We start from the raw sequence: 17,787 nt of genomic DNA, 5'->3' as shown, positions 1-17,787 counted from the left end.
AAGGCGCAGCTTTGAAATCGCCATGGACGTCCCCGCCTCACTGCTCGACTTCTCGCTCGTCCAGGGAAGCGCGTTCCATCGACGGCGCTCCCCCGCCCGCCCCCTCCGTGTCTCCCGGCCCGTGCGCATCCTCGTCCTGACGCTGGTGGGCTGGCTGCCGCTCCTTGCCTTGTCGTTGCTCCAGGGCGGGCCCTCCGTGTCACATGCCTTCCTGCGCGACCTGGGGATCCACGTCGAGTTCCTGGTGTCCCTACCGCTGCTCATCGCGGTCGAGCGCTACATCGACCTGAGCCTCAAGGCGGCCGTGCGCCAGTTCGTCGTCTCGGAGCTGATTGAGACAAAGGACCTGGCCACCTTCGAGGGCATCGCGCGCGGCGTGATGCGGCTGAAGCGCAGCGCCAGCATCGAGGCCGGGTTGTTGGTCGCCTCCTTCGCCGTGTCCTTCATGGACCTGCCCCATCAGGCGAACCCGGCCTGGGTCCACGCGGAGCCCGGTGGCCCGCTCACCCTGGCTGGGGGGTGGTACCTCGTGGTGAGCATGCCCCTCATCCGGTTCCTGCTGCTGCGCTGGCTCTGGCGGAGCGTCCTGTGGGCCGTCTTCCTGTTCAGGGTCTCCCGGCTGCCGCTCGCCCTCGTGCCCACCCATCCTGACCTGGCGGGGGGCCTGGGGTTCCTCGGCACCTGCCAGGCCAGCTTCGCGCTCATCGTCCTCGCGGTGGCCTCCACGCTCACCGCGCAGCGGCTGGGGCGCGCCCCCAGCGCCGACCTCACCGACTACGCCCTTCACCTGTTCGCCTTCGCGCTGCTCAGCGTTGTCGTCGTCTTCGCCCCGCTGGCCTTCTTCAGCCGTCAGCTCCTGATCGCGAAGCGGCGCGGGGACCACGCCTTTTCGGGGGTGGCCGCCTGGCACTCGCGGCACTTCGAGCAACGGTGGTTCCACCGCGAGCTGCCCGCGGGGCAGGAACTCCTGGGCGCGCCCGAGTTCTCGTCCCTCGTGGACCTGGGGTCGTCCTTCAGCGTCGCGCGCCGCATGCGCTGGTTCCCGGTGGACGTCCGTGCGGCACTGGCCGTACTCATCGCGGCCATGGCGCCCATGGTGCCCCTGCTCTTCGCCAACCGTCGCTTCCTCGATGTGTTGCTGGCGCTTGGAAAGAGCGTGCTCTGAAACTAGCGCTCCGCGAAGGCCTTCTCGGTGACGTAGTGCCCGGCCTCACCAGGGGTGCCCTCCCGGAAGCCGCGCGCCTCCAGCATGGTCGTGAGGTCCGCGAGCATGCCGGGGCTGCCACAGAGCATCACGCGGTCCACCTCCGGGTTCAGCGGCGGCAGGCCCACGTCCTTGAACAGCTTCTCGCTCTGGATGAGGTCGGTGATGCGGCCCGTGTTGCGGAAGTCCTCGCGCGTGACGCTCGGGTAGTACGTGAGCTTCTGCTTCACCAGCTCCCCGAAGAACTCGTTGTGGGGCAGCTCGTGGAGGAAGAGGTCGTGGTAGGCCAGCTCCTCGGCCCGCCGGCAGGTGTGCGTGAGGATGACCCGGTCGAACTGCTCGTACATCTCCGGGTCCTTCGCGAGGCTGAGGAACGGCGCCAGGCCCGTGCCGGTGCTCAGCATGTAGAGGTTCTTGCCGGGCAAGAGGTGCTTGAGCACGAGCGTGCCCGTCGCCTTCTTGCTGACGAGCACCTGGTCCCCTTCCTTCAGGTGCTGCAGCCGGGAGGTCAGCGGCCCGCCGGGCACCTTGATGCTCAGGAACTCGAGGTGGTCGTCATAGTGCGCGCTCACCATGCTGTAGGCGCGCAGCAGCGGCCGGCCCTCGACCTCCAGGCCCATCATCGTGAACTGACCACTGGCGAAGCGGAAGCCCGGGTCGCGCGTGGTGACGAAGCTGAACAGGGTGTCGGTCCAGTGATGCACGCGCAGCACGGACTCCTTCATGAGACTGCTCACGTCATTGCTCCCAAAGAGGGTCAGAGGCCTTCACGAGCACCTCGCGCCCGAACAAGCCGCGTTCTGCGACGGATTCCCCGCCGATAACAGGAGAAGAGGGCGGGCGGCCAGCCTTGCGCTTATCGACGGGTTCAGCTCTCCAGTCGTTCCTCCCGCGCTCCCCTGGACGGGGACCGGGCGGAAACCCGGTCCCCAGCGGATTCACGGCTAGGATGGGAAGGCATGGGGCACGGCGTTTTCGGCGACCTACAGCTCGAGGCGGAGATCGGCCGCGGCTCGCAGAGCGTGGTCTACCGGGCCTCGCGAGGGGGAGCCGTCTTCGCGCTGAAGGTCCTCCGTGAGGACGTGGCGCGCTCCGGTCATGTCTCGCGGACCCGCTTCCGCCGGGAGGCCGCGCTCCTGGCGTGTCTGCGGCACCGGAGCCTGCCGGCGATCCTCGAGGTGGGTGACGTGGAGGGGCGGCCGTACCTCCTGCTGGAGCTCGTCCTCGGGCCCAGCCTCGCGGCCTGGTTCGCGCAGGGGCGGCCGACGGAGGCGTCGCTGATTGCCATCGCCCGGGACCTCGCCGGGGCGCTGTCGGAGGTCCACCGGCACGGGCTGGTCCACCGGGACGTCAAACCGCAGAACGTGGTGGTCTCGGACACCGGGCGCGCCACGCTCATCGACTTCGGGTTCGTCGCCCGCGCTACCGGCGGCGAGGCGGGCCGCAAGCTGGCGGGGACGCTGCAATACAGCGCGCCGGAGCAGTCCGGCATGCTCAAGCGTCCCGTGGACGGACGCGCGGACCTGTACGCGCTCGGGGCCATCCTCTTCGAGGGTGCCGCCGGCCGGCCCCCGTTCACCGCCACCGACGTGGGCGAGCTGCTGCGGCAGCACGCCGCGCACCGCCCGCCGGACTTGCGCGTCCTGCGCCCGGACCTGAGCCCGGCCCTGGTCGCGGTCATCGAGAAGCTCCTCGCCAAGGATCCCGACGACCGGTACCCGTCCGGCGAAGCACTCGCCGCCGACCTCGACCGCCTCTGCGAGCGCTCCGGACCGGAGGCCCCCGGTGGGCTTTTGCCCAGTAAGGCGGAGCTCCGTGCGACGCCGGTCGCCGAGTCCGCGTTCACCGGCCGTGAGGCGGAGCTCGCCTCGCTGTCCCGGCTGTGGAGCCGCGCGCTGGAGCGGCGCGGCGGGGTGGCGCTCCTCCACGGCGAGAGCGGCAGCGGCAAGAGCCGGCTGATGCGCGAGACGGCGCGACAGGCGCGCTCCGCCGGGGCGCTGGTCCTCGAGGGCAAGTGCCTCCAGGCGGATCCCCTGCCCTTCGCCCCCCTGCGCGAGGCCATCGACGAGCACCTCCGGCAGCTGCGGCGGTTGCCCGGCGCCGAGCGCGAAGCCGCCGAGCAGCGCATCCGCCAGGCCGCCGGAGACGCGGCCGGGCTCCTCAAGCGGCTGTCGCCGGGACTCTCCCTCCTGTTCCGCGACGCGAGCGAGGAGGCCCGGCCCGATGAGGCGCAGGACCTCTTCTACGGCGCCGTGGCCCGATTCCTGGTGCGCCTCGCCGAGTTCCATCCGGGCGCGGCGTTCCTCCTCGACGACGTCCAGTGGGCGGATCCGGCCACCCTCCAGGTCATGCGCTGGCTCTCGACGTTGCTCGCGCAGGCGCCCCTGGTCCTCCTGTGCACCGCGCGTGACGAGCCCGAGTGCGCGGAAGGCCTGCGTGCCTTCACCGACGCCATCGGAGGCGCCGGGGAGGTCGTCCTGCGGCTCGGGCCGCTGGGGCCCTCCGAGGTGGAGGCGCTCGTGTCGAGCGAACTCGGAGGCCGCGCCGTCTCGGCGGAGCTCGTGGAGGCGGTGTCGTCCCGGAGCAACGGGCTGCCGCTGGCGGTCGTGGAGTACGTCCGGGCGATGCTGGATTCCGGGCTCCTCGTCCCGCACTGGGGCGCGTGGAAGCTCGACACCGAGGAGCTGGATCGGCTGCAGCTCCCCCAGGACGTCATCCAGCTCGTGGTCCGGCGGCTCGGGTCGCTGGGGGACGAAGCCCGGCGGGTCCTCACCGCGGCGGCGGTGGTCGGGCTGCGGTTCTCCACGGCGCTGCTCGGCCCCATCTGCGGGCTCGGGGAGGACGAGGTGCTGGCGGCGCTCTCCGAGGCGGTGACGGCGCGACTGGTGGACTTCAAGGACACGGGGACGTGCGCCTTCGTCCACAACCGCGTCCGCGAGGCGCTCCTCGGAGGGCTCTCGGTGGACGAGGCCCGCGCGCTGCACCGGGGGATCGCCACCGCGCTGGACGCCCAGGAGGGACAGGACGCATCGAAGACGTATGCCCTGGCCCGTCACTATGAGCTCGGTGAGGCGCCCGAGCATGCGCGGCGGCGCTACGAGACCAACCTCGCCGCGGGCCAGCTCGCCCTGGAGGAGCGCGCCAACGAGGAGGCCCACGGCTTCCTCGAGGCCGCGCAGCGGGCTGCCAGCGAGCTGGGGCTGCCACGGGACGCGGAGCTGGCCACCGCGCGCGGAGATGCCTGCGCTCGCTCGGGTCGGCTGGCCGAAGCGGTGGAGCAGTACACCCTGGCCCTCTCCGCCGAACGCATCCCTGCGCGACGGGCGGAGCTCCGCTGCCGGCTCGCGCATGTCCACCTGGGAGGCTTCGACACCCAACAGGCCTGGTCCGACATCGCCTCGGGCATGGCCGAGCTTGGCATCCGGCATCCGCGCAGCTTGATATCAGGCGTGTGGGTGCTGCTCTGGGCCTGGCTCGTCGGATGGGTGACGAGCCTGTTCGGGTCGCGCCTGCAACACGCGCGCGGCGAAGAGGCAGAGCGCCACCGCCTTTTCGCCAAGCTCTGCGACCTGGGGGCGCACGTCGCCTACTTTGACGTCCGCAACCTGCTGCTGCTCCAGATGACCTACCGGCCCTGGGCTTCGGCACTGCGGCTCGGGCCGGGTCGCGAGCTGGTCTTCTTCCTCGGGAACAACGCGATCGTGCAGGCGGTGCTGGGGCGTCCGGCGGCCACGGCGAAGGAGTCCGCGAAAGCGGCGGGCGTGGCCGAACAGCTCAACGACCGCGCGCTGATCGCCCGAAGTCTGCTGTACCAGGGGATCGCGACGCACATCGCCGGGGACTCGTCCGGCGCGGAGGTGCAGCACCGGCGCTGGGTGGATGCCTACGGGCGCTTCCTCGACGCCGGAGACTTCGTCAACGGCTGCGTGGACGCGGCGTGGGCGATGCTCGCCCGAGGGTACGTGCGCGAGGCGGAGGCGTGGATCCGGCGTGCGCACGCGCGTGCGGCCCCAGCGAGCGCGGGCGCGGACGCGGCGCTCCTCGGGCACCCCTACCCGTCCTTCCTCGGGGCCATCCTGGCGATCCTCGGCCGCCCCACGGACGGGCTCGAGGAGCTTCAGCACGTCCGGCGGATGGTGGAGAAGGCGCCAGGTGAGCGCTGGCGCTGGAGCGTCTACCTGCAGAACCTGGTGCTCTTCCACCTGGAGCAGGGAGAGCTGGGGCCCGCGCTCGAGGAGGCGTTGGCGCGGCACGCCCGGCTCGGGATGCGGCCGGAGCTCACGCCCTTCCACCTGCGGCTCTTCTTCGTCTACGCCGCCCACGCGCGCCTCGCGCAGCTCCGGGCGAGCACGCCCCGGAACCGTGAGGAGCTGCTGGGCAGGACGCGAGCGGCCATCGCGGAGCTCCAGCGAGCGGCCACGACCCCGGTGCTCCGGGCCCATGCGCTCCTCTGCGAGGGCATGCTGCGGCGGATTGAGGGCAACGCGGCCCGCTCCGAGAAGCTGCTCGCACGGGCCGAGGCACTGGCCCGCGAGGTGGACTGCCCGTGGGTGCTCTTCGAGGTGATGGTCGAGCGTGCCCAGCGTTTCCGCGAGCGGGGACGGATGGAGTCCTCCCGCCGCGAGGCGCGGCTCGCGTTGACGCTGGCCGACGAGGCCGGCTGGGAGGCGCGCGCCCGGCGGGTGCGGGCCCACTTCCAGGTGGAGTCCTCCAGCCGGAGCACCTCTGGCTCGGATCCCACGGAAGAAGCCCCGGCGCACGCGCTGCGTCTGCAACGACAGCTCGACGCCCTGCTCGAGGTCAGCCTGGCCTGCGCGAACGTCTTCGAGCCACGGGAGCAGGCGCGGGTGGCGCTGGACGTCATCGTGCGGATCTTCGGGGCGGAGCGAGCGTTCCTGTTGCTCTGCCCGGAGGGGACGCAGGAGCTGTCACTCAGTGTGGGACGAGGCGCGGGCGGAGTGGACCTCGCGGAGTTGGGCGGATACAGCCGAACCGTGATCGAGCGGGTCCGCGACACGCACCGGCCGCTCGTCGTCACGGGCACCGACGAGGGCGAGGTCCGGGCCACCGAGAGCATCCTCGCCAATGACTTGCGAAGCATCATGGCCGCGCCGCTGCTCCTGCACGGGCGGCTGCTCGGGGTCGTCTACCTGGACCACCGGCTGGCCCGAGGGGTGTTTGGCCGCGAGGACGAGGTCATCTTCGTGGCCATCGCCAATCACATCTCGGTCGCGCTGGAGACGGCGCGGGCGGCGCGCTTGCAGTTGGAGCGAGTCTCGCTGGAGCGAGACCTGGCGGCGATGCACCAGCAGGCGAACACCGACGCGCTCACCGGGCTGAGGAACCGAAGAGCCCTCGAGGAGCACCTCCAGACGGCAAGTGCCCGAGCGAGGCGGAGCGGCCTGCCACTGACCGTGATGATGATGGACATCGACCACTTCAAGTCGGTGAACGACAAGCACGGACACGCAACGGGGGACGAGGTGCTGGCCACGGTGGCGAAGGCCGTGGGCACCTGTACGCGGGCAACGGATTTCGTGGCCCGCTACGGCGGCGAGGAGTTCTGCGTGGTGCTCGAAGCCACCGACCTGGCCGGAGCGCAGGCCCTGGCCGAGCACATCCGCCAGACGGTCGCCGCGCTCTCGTTTCAGAGCGAAGCCGGCGCGTTCAAGGTCACGTCGTCCGGAGGGTTGGGCGAGCTTGGCGTGCACGGGGATGCGATTGAAGAGGTCCTCCGCGCGGCGGACGAAGCGCTCTATGCGGCCAAGCGCGGCGGCCGGAACCAGGTGCGGGTCGCTCCGGCGCGAGCGGCCTGACTCGCCTCTACTCCGGGTCAAGAGACCAGGTGCCTTCTTCCCAGCGCATCAGAGCCTGCCCCGCCTTGAAAGGCACGAGTCCCTCCCCTTTGGCCGCCTCTTTCAGCACGGCCGTGGCGTCCTTCGTCCGATAGCGAAGAAGGTAGGCTGCGACCATGACGCGGACATCCATGCGGGGGTGCTCAAACAACACCGTCAGCGCCTCGCGTCCGGTATCGCCGTGGGCACGAAGCTTGTCGAAGATGGCGATGTACTTCCTTGCATACTTGTTTCCAGCCTTGGAATCTCCGCGCCAGATTGCATCCGTCTGAGCGGCCACGTTCTCCGCGAACTGACTGACGAGCTCTTCCATCTTCATGGCCACAAGCCTCTTCGAACATTCTCGATGGATAGCAGGCCGAAGTCGCGCTGAGCTTGATACGACTGCGTGCTCAGCCACTGGCGTACCGTGAGGGTTGATGCACCTGTGACATCAGGCTGCTTGGTGGAATAGAAAGCACTCACACGCCGGTGCAATGCCTCATCTAGTGGAATGACATTCTCCGTGTTGTGAAGGGCTTCAGGCCCAAAGCGCTGCACATTCCCAGGAGTCTGCTCGACAACGTGGTGCCACTGCTTCCCGTTGCCAGCCGGACCCATCGCCTTCTTGAAACCACTGAAGGACTTCCACGCCCTCAAGCCAGGCGTGCCAGAGCCGGGCGCCGCGCCACTCGATGACATTGCCACAGCGCCAGGCGCGAGGCCGATCGTGAACCCATCCGCGGCCATGGCCACGGACTCAACCTGGCCGACCGCCGCGTAGACCACTCCTGCGTCTGCCTCGGCCCTCACTGCGACCTGCGCGGCCCCCGGCAGCCCCGGAAGCTTCGCGCCCAGGGACGCCCCCGTGCTTCCAATGGCCGCCGTCGCCAGCATCACGAAGGCCCGCGCCGCGTTCCGCCCCATCACCTTGCCGAACCGCTCCCCCGCGCCGCGCAGTTCATCGAACGTCAGCGCCGCATCCGCCTCGACCATCAGGCGCTGGAAGCCCTGAATGAGCCCCCAGAACGTGTCGATGCCCACGTAGGCGATGAGCGCCGCCGTCAGCACCGCAGCCACGCCCTTCGTCGCGGGCTCCGGCACGGTCCAGAGCAGTGCGTAGGTCGCCGCCGTCCACAGCGCGGCCTGCACCAGGGCCTCGGGATTCGCCATGTCCTTCACGGCTTCCCACAGCTCGTCCAGCACCGCCCCCTTCGCCAGTGCGAGCGCCAGTGCGAAGCGCGCGTCTCCAGTGATGACCGGGCTCTCCTTCAGAAGCCCCAGACAGTCGCCCGTTCGTCCGGTCCGCACGCACCAACGCAAGTAGGCGCGGGTCATCTCAACGTCCGCCAGCGACGCCTCGGAGGCCAGAGACTCACCCGGCCCCAGCGGCGTGATGCGACGGCGCCGCACGTCCACGAGGTACGAACCGCTCCGGGGCTCCACCTCGAACAGGCGCCGGGCTGCATCCTGAGCACGCGGCGACGCACGGATCCGCTGGCCCAACCGCGCCACGGCCTCCTTCACGTCGTCCGCATCCAGCACCACGAATCCGGCAGCGCGCTCCGTGCGAGGCACCTGCACGACCGGCGAACCGCGCCCCGTGTCGAGCCGGACCACCCTCGTCGCGCCGCTACACCCGACCAGCGCCCAGAAGAGGCACAGCACCCACCACGGCAGCCGCACGCAGACCTCCGGAGCCCAGAAAACGAAAAAGGCCGGCTGCCACAGGGGCAACCGGCCTTCTTCTTCTTGGAGCCGACATCCGGATTTGAACCGGAGACCTACTGATTACGAATCAGTTGCTCTACCAACTGAGCTATGTCGGCGCACCGAAAGCGGCGCGGTAAGTACCATCCGCATCCGGACCCGGCAAGGAGTTTCTCCGCGCCTTTTCAAGCGCCCTCCCCCATGCCCGCTTCTATCCCCCAGAAGCCCTGACACGCATGACACGGTGCATTCGGTGGAGTGACACACCGCGTCGGCTAAGTCCGCGACTTTTCTCCATAAATTGGAGAAATGGTCGGCTGCCAGAGCGGTTGAACTCCCGTGGCGCCTGTGCTCATAAGGGCGCCGCTTTGCCCAGTGGCCCCCATCCGGGTGGGCCCTCAAGGAGCACGTTCCATCATGGCCAGCGAAGAGACTTTCATGCGCGCCCCGGCCCCTACGCCCAAGCGCACCATCTACACGGAGGCGATGGAGATCTTCAATTTCGCGGCGGATCTCATCGGCCTGGACAAGCGGGTGCGTCTGGAGCTCGAAGAGCCCGACTACGAGCACATCTTCTACGTCACCGCGAAGCTCAAGGACCGCCTGGTCCCCCTCCTCCCCGAGGAGGCCAAGTCCTTCGCCGACCTGCCCGTCACCCAGGTGCGCAACCCGGACGGCCTGGAGCGCCTGGCCAACGGCAACCTGATCCTCAACGGCCGCGCCCTGCTGGGCTCCGACGTCGCCATCCGCCACGGCCACCTGCGCCTGCCGGACGGTCACGTCTACCAGCTGGTCCCCGGTGAGTCGCAGCGCTTCAAGGCCTACCGCGTCCAGCACAACCAGGCCCGTGGCCCCTACAAGGGCGGCCTGCGCTACCACCGCGAGGTGTCCCTGGACCTCTTCAAGGCGCTCGCCGCGGAGATGACCTGGAAGACCGCCATCGCGGAGGTGCCGTTCGGCGGCGGCAAGGGCGGCATCCAGCTGGACCCGCGCGAGTACGGCCGCGAGGAGCTGGAGGCCATCACCCTGCGCTTCATGTACCGGCTCAAGAGCCTCATCGGGCCGAACATCGACATCCCGGCGCCGGACGTGGGCACGAACCCGGAGATCATGGCGCTGCTCTACCGCCAGTTCTCCGACGGTGAGCGCGAGCGCCACAACCTGCGCGGCATCGTCACCGGCAAGGACGTGCGCATCGGCGGCTCCGAGGGCCGCGGCAAGGCCACCGGCCAGGGCGTCGCGTTCTGCATCGAGGACTACTACGCCGACCGCGGCGAGAGCGTGAAGGGCAAGACCTTCGTCCTCCAGGGCTTCGGCAACGTGGGCAGCCACGCCGCCATCATCCTGGGGAACATGGGCGCGCGCCTGCTCGCGGTGAACGACGCCGACGGCACCATCTTCAACGGCGACGGCATCGACGTGAACGCGCTGGCCGCCTACGTGGCGGACCCCAAGAACCTCAAGCGCTCCGTCATCGGGTTCCCCGGCGCCCAGCGCATCGAGAAGAAGGACCTCTGGGACGTGCAGGCGGACATCCTCGTCCCCGCCGCCCTGGGTGGTGAGATCACCGCGGACGTCGCGGAGCGCCTCAAGGTCAAGCTCATCGCGGAAGGCGCCAACGGCCCCACCACCCCGGAGGCCGACCGCGTCCTGCAGAAGCGCGGCATCGAGCTCATCCCGGACATCATCGCCAACGCCGGCGGCGTGACGGTGTCCTACTACGAGTGGATCCAGAACAAGCGCATGGAGCGCTGGAGCGAGGCGGAGGTCGATCAGCGCCTCGAGCGCGCCATGAAGCGCAACTACCGCATCATCCGGGACATCTCGCGCAACCAGCCGCGCAAGACGGAGATGCACGACAGCCGCCCGTACTGCATCGGGCGGACGGTGGACAGCCGCTGCGCCGCGATGATCCTCGCGCTCAAGCGCATCGAGGCCCACTACCTGCTGGAAGGCTTCTCGCAGTAACCGGTTCGTCCAGTCCCTGCGGCGCCCCCCGGGGCACGGTGTCTTCCCTCTCGACAGGGGAAGGGCCGTGCCCCGTGGTGTCTCAGTGCATCACCCGCTCGCGGTCCACCAGGAGCAGCGGCGCGTCATCCAGGGTCTCGTACGCCACGATGCGCAGCCCCACCCCGCGGCTGTTGCCGGGCCGCCCGTCCTTGCGGCCAAAGGCCAGCGCCACCTGGTAGCGGACCTCGCACAGGCACGTCATCTCCGTGCCGTCCTCGCCCGCGAACGTCACCTTCAGCTTCTCGCCCAGCCCCAGCGAGTCGCGCACCTCGATGAACATGCCCCGCGCGCTGATGTTGCGGCCAATGCCCCGCATCATCCCGTCCTGTGTGGACAGGTACACGGTGAAGATCTTGTCGAAGCGCAGATTGGAGCGGCGTTCCTGGGGCTGCGTGTTCATGCGGGGAGGGCTCCGAAACAGGTGGGGACAGGGGCAAACTACACGGTAGCCAGATGTAGGCAAATAATCACCTACATCCACCCTGGAGCACCATGACGCACCATGTCCCTTTTCACGGGAAAGCGCTGCCGCCGGAGCGGCCTTCGGTGGCACCATCCCGAGGGCTGTCCTCCCCCCCTTTTTTCCGGAGTTCCCCGCCGTGAATCGCTTCCTGGCCGCCGCCTTTGCCCTCCTTGTGCCCACGCTCGCCCTGGCCGACGTGGACTCGCGCTTCGCGAAGCTGCGCGACGAGTCCGAGCCCCTGGGCGGCCTGGGGGTCTTCCTGGAGAAGTACGTGGGCGAGTGTGACGGGGCGCTCGTGGATCCGCAGTGCAAGCAGCAGGCGGAGGCCTTCCGCAAGAAGTACACGGGCAAGCGCCTCTACATGATCATCACCGAGGACGACGCGGGCATGCTGTCCCCGGGCGACTTCAACCCCGGCACCAACGAGTACACCATCAACATCACGCCCTTCTTCTCGGGCGGGAAGTACGGGCTGTCCCACGGCGCGCCGAAGAAGACGGACGCGCAGGGCAACCCGGTGATGAACTACCTCACGGTGAGCGGCACGGCGCCGGACATGTGGAACGGCGGCACGTTCAACCGCATGTTCATGGCCCGGGGCGTGCGCGCGCAGGTCGTCTTCACGCCGCAGTCGGTGTGGACGCTGCCCAAGAAGGGCGGCGGGAAGAACTACGGCGTCAACGCCCGCATCGAGGCCGTCCTCGTCACCGAGGGCCGCACCGGCAACCAGCTGGGGCTGTGGATCAACGGCAAGGACGCGGGCGCGAAGTAGCGCGGCCGTTCAGCGGGCGATGGCGATGTACTGGAGCGCGTCGCCCCGCTGCACGCGCAGGAGGATGCTGGCCCCGGCGCTCCCCCGCTCCAGGGCGGCCCTCACCCCGGCGGCGTCCTTCACCCGGCGGCGGTTCACCTCCATGACGACGTCGCCCGCGAGCAGGCCGGCCTGCTCCGCCGGGCTGCGCGGCACCACGCCGGACACGAGCGCGCCCAGGAAGGCCTCGTAGCCCAGGGGCGCCGCCACCTCCGGCGTCAAATCCCGCAGCACCAGCCCCAGGTCGTTCGCGGAGCTGCCGCCCCGGTTGGAGAGCCCTTCGGTGGCCTCCTGCGCGGGCCGGGCGACGAGCCGCACCGCCACCTCCTGGGTGCCGCCGTCGCGCAAGAGCGTCAGCTTCGCCTCCGTGCCCGGCGCCAGGAGCGCCACCTTGCGCAAGAGCTGGAGGTAGCTGCCGATGGGCCGGCCGTTCACCGCCACCAGCCGGTCCCCGGGGCGGATGCGCGCCTGGGCGGCGGGGCTGCCGCGGTAGACGTCCTTCACCACGGGCGCCGTGGCGGTGGCGTCCGCGCCGTCCTCGTTGATGACGACGCCCAGCCAGCCGCGCTCCAGCTTCCCGTTCTCCCGCAGGTTGGGCAGCAGGTCCTTCACCAGGTTGATGGGCACCGCGAAGCCGATGCCCTGCCCCTCGCTGATGATGGCGGTGTTCACGCCAATCACCTCGCCCTTCATGTTGAAGAGGGGCCCACCGGAGTTGCCGGGGTTGATGAGCGCGTCCGTCTGGATGAAGTCGTCGAACTGGCCCACGCCCAGCACGCGCTCCTTCGCCGAAATCATGCCGTGCGCCACCGAGTGGTCCAGGCCGAACGGGTTGCCGATGGCCACCACCCAGTCCCCCACCTCCAGCGCGTCGGAGTCGCCCAGGTACACCGCCGGCAGCGTCCCCAGCCCGGCGCCGTTGAGCCGCAGGAGCGCCACGTCCGTGGACGCGTCGCGGCCCACCACGTCCGCGGGGAACTCGCGGCCGTCCGCCAGCCGCACGGACACCTGCTGCACCGGCACCTCGCGGGGGCCGTCCCTGCCGGGCGTGACGCCCACGCCGGACGGGTACACTGCCGGGCCCTGCGCGTTGGCGACGACGTGGTTGTTGGTGACGACGAGCCCGTCGGGCGTCAGCACGAAGCCGGAGCCGGTGGAGCGCTTCACCGCGCCCGCCACCGCGCCGGGCCCCACCGTGGTGATGTTCACCACGCCCGCCTCCACCGCGCGGATGAGCGGCGCCAGCGACGTGGGCGGCGTGAAGCGGGGCAGGCCCGTGTAGCCCGCCGGGCGCTCGCGCCAGAGCGAGGACATGCCCGCGGTGGCGGGGACGTCCGCCGTCGCGGGCGGGGGGGAAGCGAAGAAGGCGATGTGCTCGCGCACCCGGGCCTGGAGCCAGGGCGTGAGCGGATCCTCGGAGGCTCCCGCCACCGGGGCGAGCGCCACCACGAGCAGGACGCTGAGCAGTCGGACGGACACGGGGCGGCAGCTTACACGGCGGGCCATGGCGTCAGGGCCCAACAGACCGGCGGCCCCCGGCCTTCCCGGCCGCGACACCGGAGCCCTGGGGCTCCCCGGGACGCGGGCAGGAGGGACTTCTCAGGCCTGGGCCGGGGCCACGTACCGGGCCACCTTCACCCGGGCGGGGCGGATGATGCGGTCCTTCAGGCGGTAGCCCGCGCGGAACTCGGCGACCACCTTCTGGTCGTCTCCCTCCACCGGGGTCACCTCCATGTCCGCCGCCTCGGCGACGTTCGGATCATACGGGCGCCCCACCACCTGGAGGCGCTCGATGCCGGTGGCCTGGGCCTTGGACAGCAGGCTGTCGCGGATCATCCGCACGCCCTGCACCAGGGGCGACGTGTCCTGCTGGCTGTTGGCCAGCACCAGGTCCAGCTCGTCGATGGCCTCCAGCAGCGTGCGGGCCACGTTGCCGCGCTCCACGTCGAGCATCCGCTCGCGCTCGCGGGTGATGCGCTGCTTGAACTCCTCCCGGTCCTTGGTGAGGTCCTGGAGCCCCCGGGCCAGCTCGTTCACCCGGCGGCGCGACGCCTCCAGCTCCGCCTGGAGCCGCGCCACCTCGCCATCCTGGGCGGCCTCGGCCTGCGTGTCGGCGGACGCGCCCTCCGCCTCACTGTCGGCGGGGGCCTGCGTCTCCGGGGTCTCGTCGCTGCGGGGATTGCCGTCCATTGTCGAACCTGCGCCAGGGGTTGGAAGAAGCGGACCTCGATGAGCGGCGCGAACGTAACCGCGAGGGCGGCCCTGTCAACGCGCCTAGTGGTTGGACGGGGCCGCCGGCGGCGCTTCCGCCATGAAGCCGTGATCCACCTGTCCCGTCACCTCGTCGATGATCTCCACCTGGGCGGCACGAAGGGAGTAGTAGAGGAGCCACCGCTCGGCGGCCGTCAGCGTCCCCGGGGGCAGCGCCTCCTCGATCTCCTGCACCGTGAGCCGGCCGTCCTTCAGGCCCTTGGCGAACAACGCTTTCCGCGCGACGTAGCTCTTTCCGATCCGGTTCTCCACGGCGACGCCTCCTTGTCGTTGGAAAGTAATTTCGCCCACCGGCCACCGCAGGCTGGCGGTGGATCCGGTGGGCGAAGGGCTGCCCGGAGGGCAGGCAGGCTCAGCCTACGAGTCGAGCTTGCCTTCCGCGTGCTGCGTCGGCGGGACGGTCGGCTCGGACTCCGTGCCGCCCACGGGGTGCGCGGAGATGACCGTGCGGGCCTCCGGGTGGAGCAGGCCGCGCTGCGCCTGCACCTTGGGCCCCAGGATGGCGATCATCGCCTCCTCCTCGATGACCTCCGTCGCCAGGAGCCGCGCCGCCAGGGCCTCCACCTTGTCGCGGTTGGTGTGGAGGACCTCCCGGGCCCGGTCGAGCGCCTCGGAGACCATCTTGCGGACCTCCTCGTCGATCATCCGCGCCGTCTGCTCGGAGTACGTGCGCGACTCCGGCAGGCCCGCGGACCGGAGGAAGCCCGGCCCCTGCTCACCGCTCAGCGCCACCGGCCCCAGCGTGCTCATGCCGTAGTCGCGGACCATCATCTTGGCGATCTCCGTCGCCTGCTTGATGTCGTTGGACGCGCCGGTGGACACCTCGCCGATGAAGATCTCCTCCGCCGCGCGGCCGCCCATCATGCCCGCCATCTTGTCGCGCAGCTCGTCCAGCGACATGAGGTAGCGGTCCTCCAGGGGCAGCGACATGGTGTAGCCCAGCGCCGCCAGGCCTCGCGGGATGATGGACACCTTCGTCACCCGCTCCGCGTAGGGCAGCATCCAGCCCACCACCGCGTGGCCCGCCTCGTGGTGCGCGACGATCTCCTTCTCGCGCTCGTTCATGCGGCGGTTCTTCTTCTCCAGGCCCGCCACCACGCGCTCGATGGCCTCCTCGAAGTCCGCCCGCATCACCGCGTCGCGGTTCTTGCGCGCGGCCAGCAGCGCCGCCTCGTTCACCACGTTGGCCAGGTCCGCGCCAGCGAAGCCCGGCGTGCGCGACGCAATCACCTTGAGGTCCACGTCGGAGGACAGCTTCACGCCCTTGGCGTGGATCTCCAGCACGCGCTCGCGGCCGCGCTTGTCCGGGCGGTCCACCAGCACCTGCCGGTCGAAGCGGCCCGGGCGCATCAGCGCGCTGTCCAAAATCTCCGGGCGGTTCGTCGCCGCCAGGATGATGAGGCCCGCGCGGCTGTCGAAGCCGTCCATCTCCGCGAGCAGCTGGTTGAGCGTCTGCTCACGCTCGTCGTGGCCGCCGGCCACGCCCGAGTTGCGGCTCTTGCCGATGGCGTCCAGCTCGTCGATGAAGATGATGCACGGCGCCTTCGCGGTGGCCTGGGCGAAGAGGTCGCGGACACGGGCCGCGCCGACGCCCACGAACATCTCCACGAACTCCGAACCGGAGAGGTTGAAGAAGGGCACGCCCGCTTCACCCGCCACGGCCCGGGCCAAGAGCGTCTTGCCCGTGCCCGGAGGGCCCACGAGCAGCACGCCCTTGGGGATGCGGCCACCCAGACGGCGGAACTTCTCCGGCGTCTTGAGGAACTCGACGATTTCGCGGAGCTCGTCCACGGCCTCGTCCACGCCGGCCACGTCCTTGAAGCCCACGCCGGTGTCGTTCTCCGCCTGGACCTTCGCGCGCGTCTTGCCAAAGGACATGACGCTCTGCGGGCCCTGGCCCATGCCGCCGGACATCCGGCGCATCATGAAGCTCCAGAAGAGGATGAGCAGGCCCATCGGGATGAGCCAGATCCACAACACCTCACTGAAGCTGGACTGCGGGACGGCCTCGAACTGGATGCCCTTCTGCTCCAGGAGGGGCACCAGGCCCTCGTCACCAGGGACGCGGTAGGCCATCCACGGCAGGGCGCTGGGCTCGCTGCGCAGCGTGCCTCGCTCGCCCGGAGGCGGCTGGGCGTTCTCCTTGAGGAAGCCCTTCACCCACTCGTTTGAAATCTGCACACGGCTGAACTGGTTGTTCTCCACCGCGTCGCGCAGTTGGCTGTACGACACCCGGCGCACGCCCGCGTCCTGAAACACGTTCCGGAACAGCAGGAACCCCAGGACGAGCAGGAGGATGTAGCCCAGTGGTGAGCCGAACTTGAACCCACCTTTCGTGGGTGTTGGCTTGTCGCTCTTCTTTCCGCGCGGGCCCATCCCCGGCGGCAGGTCCTGTGGCTTCATCGTCGGCACGCTCGCCCTCCCCCTCCCCCGTACAGACGACACCATGTCGTATGACGGTTCCCTCAGCCGGCCAAAGATGGTCACCCCCGCCAAGCCGTCAACCGCAGGGCGTGACAGGACGACAACGAACGCGGGCCCGACTGTCCGATCAGCGGCAGTCGACGCGGACCAGGGGCTCGCCCGCGAACTCACTGCCCAACAGGTAGCCGCGGCCGTCCTGGAGGAACGTCACGGCCTCCGCCTGGGCCTGGCTGGCGCCCGGCACCTCCACCACCTGCGCCTGGACGAAGTCCTCCAGCCGCTTCGCGTCCGGGCGGCGCAGCTCCCACACGCGGGTGTACGTGCGCACCAGCAGGCGCTGGCCGGAGGGGTGCAGGGCGGCCGCGGTGGCCAGGCGGTCCACGTCGTCCGGCACGCGCAGGGTGCCCAGCTTGCGCGCCCTGCCCGTGGCGCCGGGCTTCAGCCCCTCCACCGCGTACAGGTCGCCCAGCGATGCGCGCGTCTTCGTGAGCACGCCCACCTGGCCGGAGCGGTCGTCGACGATGAGCGACTCGGCGTCGTGGGGACCGTCCTCGTAGGTGAAGAGCAGCGTCTCCACCGGGAGCGTGGCGTTCTCCACGGCCGCGGGCTCGGGCAGCCGGAACAGGCGCACCTCCTTGCGGCGCTCGAAGTTGTCGCCGGTGTCCGCCAGGAAGATGCAGGTCTGCTTGCCGCCCGGCGCGCACGGGCCCACGGCGACGTCCTCGATGTCGCGCGGATCCGCGCCGGTGAGCGTGAGCGTGGCCTTCACCGCGCCCTTCTCGTCCAGGGCGAACAGCTCGAAAGCGTTGTTGGAGTCGTTGTGTCCCCAGAAGATGCCGGGGTGCTTCTGGCTGGCGGCCAGCCCGGACAGCTCCGGGACCTGGCGGGGCACGGCGCCCGTCTGGTGGCCGTCCGTGTACAGCAGGCAGCCCTCGAGCCCCGTGGCGGGCACCTGCCGCAGGCCGGCGTCCGGGGCGGTGTTGCCGGTGGGCGTGGGGCGGGAGCTGGAGCAGGCGACGGACAGCAGGAGGCCCGCGGCGGCGGCGAAGCGCATGGCGGA

General features: G+C 70.1%; 13 protein-coding genes and 1 tRNA gene. 4 read left to right on the top strand and 10 right to left on the bottom strand.

Going from position 1 to position 17,787, the window contains the following annotated elements:
- The first annotated feature begins 22 nt into the window (after positions 1-22).
- A complete protein-coding gene (locus tag AABA78_RS28635; RefSeq protein ID WP_338267783.1) occupies positions 23-1,165 on the top strand; it encodes a hypothetical protein in 1,143 nt (380 codons plus the stop codon).
- Between the two features lie 2 nt (positions 1,166-1,167).
- Here AABA78_RS28635 and AABA78_RS28630 read toward each other — a convergent pair whose 3' ends face one another.
- Entirely contained in the window at positions 1,168-1,941 is a 774-nt protein-coding gene (locus AABA78_RS28630; protein ID WP_338267780.1) for a ferredoxin--NADP reductase, read from the bottom strand.
- A gap of 222 nt (positions 1,942-2,163) precedes the next feature.
- Between AABA78_RS28630 and AABA78_RS28625 the strand changes: the two genes are divergently transcribed.
- Positions 2,164-7,020 carry a diguanylate cyclase domain-containing protein gene (locus AABA78_RS28625; RefSeq protein ID WP_338267778.1) on the top strand — a complete coding sequence of 1,619 codons (4,857 nt, stop codon included), beginning with the start codon at positions 2,164-2,166 and terminating at the stop codon, positions 7,018-7,020.
- A gap of 7 nt (positions 7,021-7,027) precedes the next feature.
- On the opposite strand, the gene AABA78_RS28620 is transcribed toward AABA78_RS28625, so the two are convergent.
- From AABA78_RS28620 to AABA78_RS28610, 3 genes are all read right to left on the bottom strand, one after another.
- Complete coding sequence (locus AABA78_RS28620) at positions 7,028-7,378, bottom strand: DUF2019 domain-containing protein (RefSeq protein ID WP_338267776.1); 351 nt, start codon at positions 7,376-7,378, stop codon at positions 7,028-7,030.
- Entirely contained in the window at positions 7,375-8,724 is a 1,350-nt protein-coding gene (gene sitA5, locus AABA78_RS28615; RefSeq protein WP_440588514.1) for a SitA5 family polymorphic toxin, read from the bottom strand. The genes AABA78_RS28620 and sitA5 overlap by 4 nt, the downstream gene beginning before the upstream one ends.
- Before the next feature lie 67 nt (positions 8,725-8,791).
- A tRNA-Thr gene (locus tag AABA78_RS28610) sits at positions 8,792-8,867 on the bottom strand.
- A 298-nt stretch (positions 8,868-9,165) separates the two neighbouring features.
- On the opposite strand from AABA78_RS28610, the gene AABA78_RS28605 reads away from it, so the two are divergent.
- Complete coding sequence (locus AABA78_RS28605; protein ID WP_171412767.1) at positions 9,166-10,716, top strand: Glu/Leu/Phe/Val dehydrogenase dimerization domain-containing protein; 1,551 nt, start codon at positions 9,166-9,168, stop codon at positions 10,714-10,716.
- A gap of 82 nt (positions 10,717-10,798) precedes the next feature.
- On the opposite strand, the gene AABA78_RS28600 is transcribed toward AABA78_RS28605, so the two are convergent.
- On the bottom strand, positions 10,799-11,158 hold the full coding sequence (locus tag AABA78_RS28600; RefSeq protein WP_120555309.1) for a PilZ domain-containing protein: 360 nt from the start codon (positions 11,156-11,158) through the stop codon (positions 10,799-10,801).
- Positions 11,159-11,357: 199 nt separating this feature from the next.
- On the opposite strand from AABA78_RS28600, the gene AABA78_RS28595 reads away from it, so the two are divergent.
- Positions 11,358-11,993, top strand: coding sequence for a DUF6066 family protein (locus tag AABA78_RS28595; protein ID WP_338267769.1), 636 nt, complete (start codon positions 11,358-11,360; stop codon positions 11,991-11,993).
- 9 nt (positions 11,994-12,002) lie between these two features.
- On the opposite strand, the gene AABA78_RS28590 is transcribed toward AABA78_RS28595, so the two are convergent.
- The 5 genes from AABA78_RS28590 to AABA78_RS28570 all read right to left on the bottom strand — a co-directional run bounded on the left by AABA78_RS28590 (position 12,003) and on the right by AABA78_RS28570 (position 17,781).
- Positions 12,003-13,538, bottom strand: coding sequence for a trypsin-like peptidase domain-containing protein (locus AABA78_RS28590; protein WP_338267767.1), 1,536 nt, complete (start codon positions 13,536-13,538; stop codon positions 12,003-12,005).
- A 93-nt stretch (positions 13,539-13,631) separates the two neighbouring features.
- Entirely contained in the window at positions 13,632-14,222 is a 591-nt protein-coding gene (locus AABA78_RS28585) for a nucleotide exchange factor GrpE (protein WP_338267765.1), read from the bottom strand.
- 84 nt (positions 14,223-14,306) lie between these two features.
- On the bottom strand, positions 14,307-14,555 hold the full coding sequence (locus AABA78_RS28580; protein ID WP_120527041.1) for an RNA polymerase sigma factor region1.1 domain-containing protein: 249 nt from the start codon (positions 14,553-14,555) through the stop codon (positions 14,307-14,309).
- A 105-nt stretch (positions 14,556-14,660) separates the two neighbouring features.
- Positions 14,661-16,706 (bottom strand): ATP-dependent zinc metalloprotease FtsH, encoded by a 2,046-nt coding sequence (gene ftsH, locus AABA78_RS28575; RefSeq protein ID WP_370469489.1) that lies wholly within the window; start codon positions 16,704-16,706, stop codon positions 14,661-14,663.
- A gap of 148 nt (positions 16,707-16,854) precedes the next feature.
- Positions 16,855-17,781: a hypothetical protein gene (locus tag AABA78_RS28570; protein WP_338268043.1), complete on the bottom strand. Its 927-nt coding sequence runs from the start codon at positions 17,779-17,781 to the stop codon at positions 16,855-16,857.
- Positions 17,782-17,787: the final 6 nt, after the last annotated feature.

This window comes from Corallococcus caeni, from assembly GCF_036245865.1.
GTDB classification, from domain to species: Bacteria; Myxococcota; Myxococcia; order Myxococcales; family Myxococcaceae; genus Corallococcus; species Corallococcus caeni.
Note: the sequence above shows the minus strand (reverse complement) of the source record. Positions and strands in the feature narration are given on the sequence as shown.

Excerpts from the sequence above, each read along its gene's own strand:
- AABA78_RS28635 (WP_338267783.1), top strand. The coding sequence starts at position 23 with ATGGACGTCCCCGCCTCACTGCTCGACTTCTCGCTCGTCCAGGGAAGC.
- AABA78_RS28625 (WP_338267778.1), top strand. The coding sequence starts at position 2,164 with ATGGGGCACGGCGTTTTCGGCGACCTACAGCTCGAGGCGGAGATCGGC.
- AABA78_RS28620 (WP_338267776.1), bottom strand. The coding sequence starts at position 7,378 with ATGAAGATGGAAGAGCTCGTCAGTCAGTTCGCGGAGAACGTGGCCGCT.
- AABA78_RS28605 (WP_171412767.1), top strand. The coding sequence starts at position 9,166 with ATGGCCAGCGAAGAGACTTTCATGCGCGCCCCGGCCCCTACGCCCAAG.
- AABA78_RS28600 (WP_120555309.1), bottom strand. The coding sequence starts at position 11,158 with ATGAACACGCAGCCCCAGGAACGCCGCTCCAATCTGCGCTTCGACAAG.
- AABA78_RS28590 (WP_338267767.1), bottom strand. The coding sequence starts at position 13,538 with ATGGCCCGCCGTGTAAGCTGCCGCCCCGTGTCCGTCCGACTGCTCAGC.
- AABA78_RS28585 (WP_338267765.1), bottom strand. The coding sequence starts at position 14,222 with ATGGACGGCAATCCCCGCAGCGACGAGACCCCGGAGACGCAGGCCCCC.
- ftsH (WP_370469489.1), bottom strand. The coding sequence starts at position 16,706 with ATGAAGCCACAGGACCTGCCGCCGGGGATGGGCCCGCGCGGAAAGAAG.
- AABA78_RS28570 (WP_338268043.1), bottom strand. The coding sequence starts at position 17,781 with ATGCGCTTCGCCGCCGCCGCGGGCCTCCTGCTGTCCGTCGCCTGCTCC.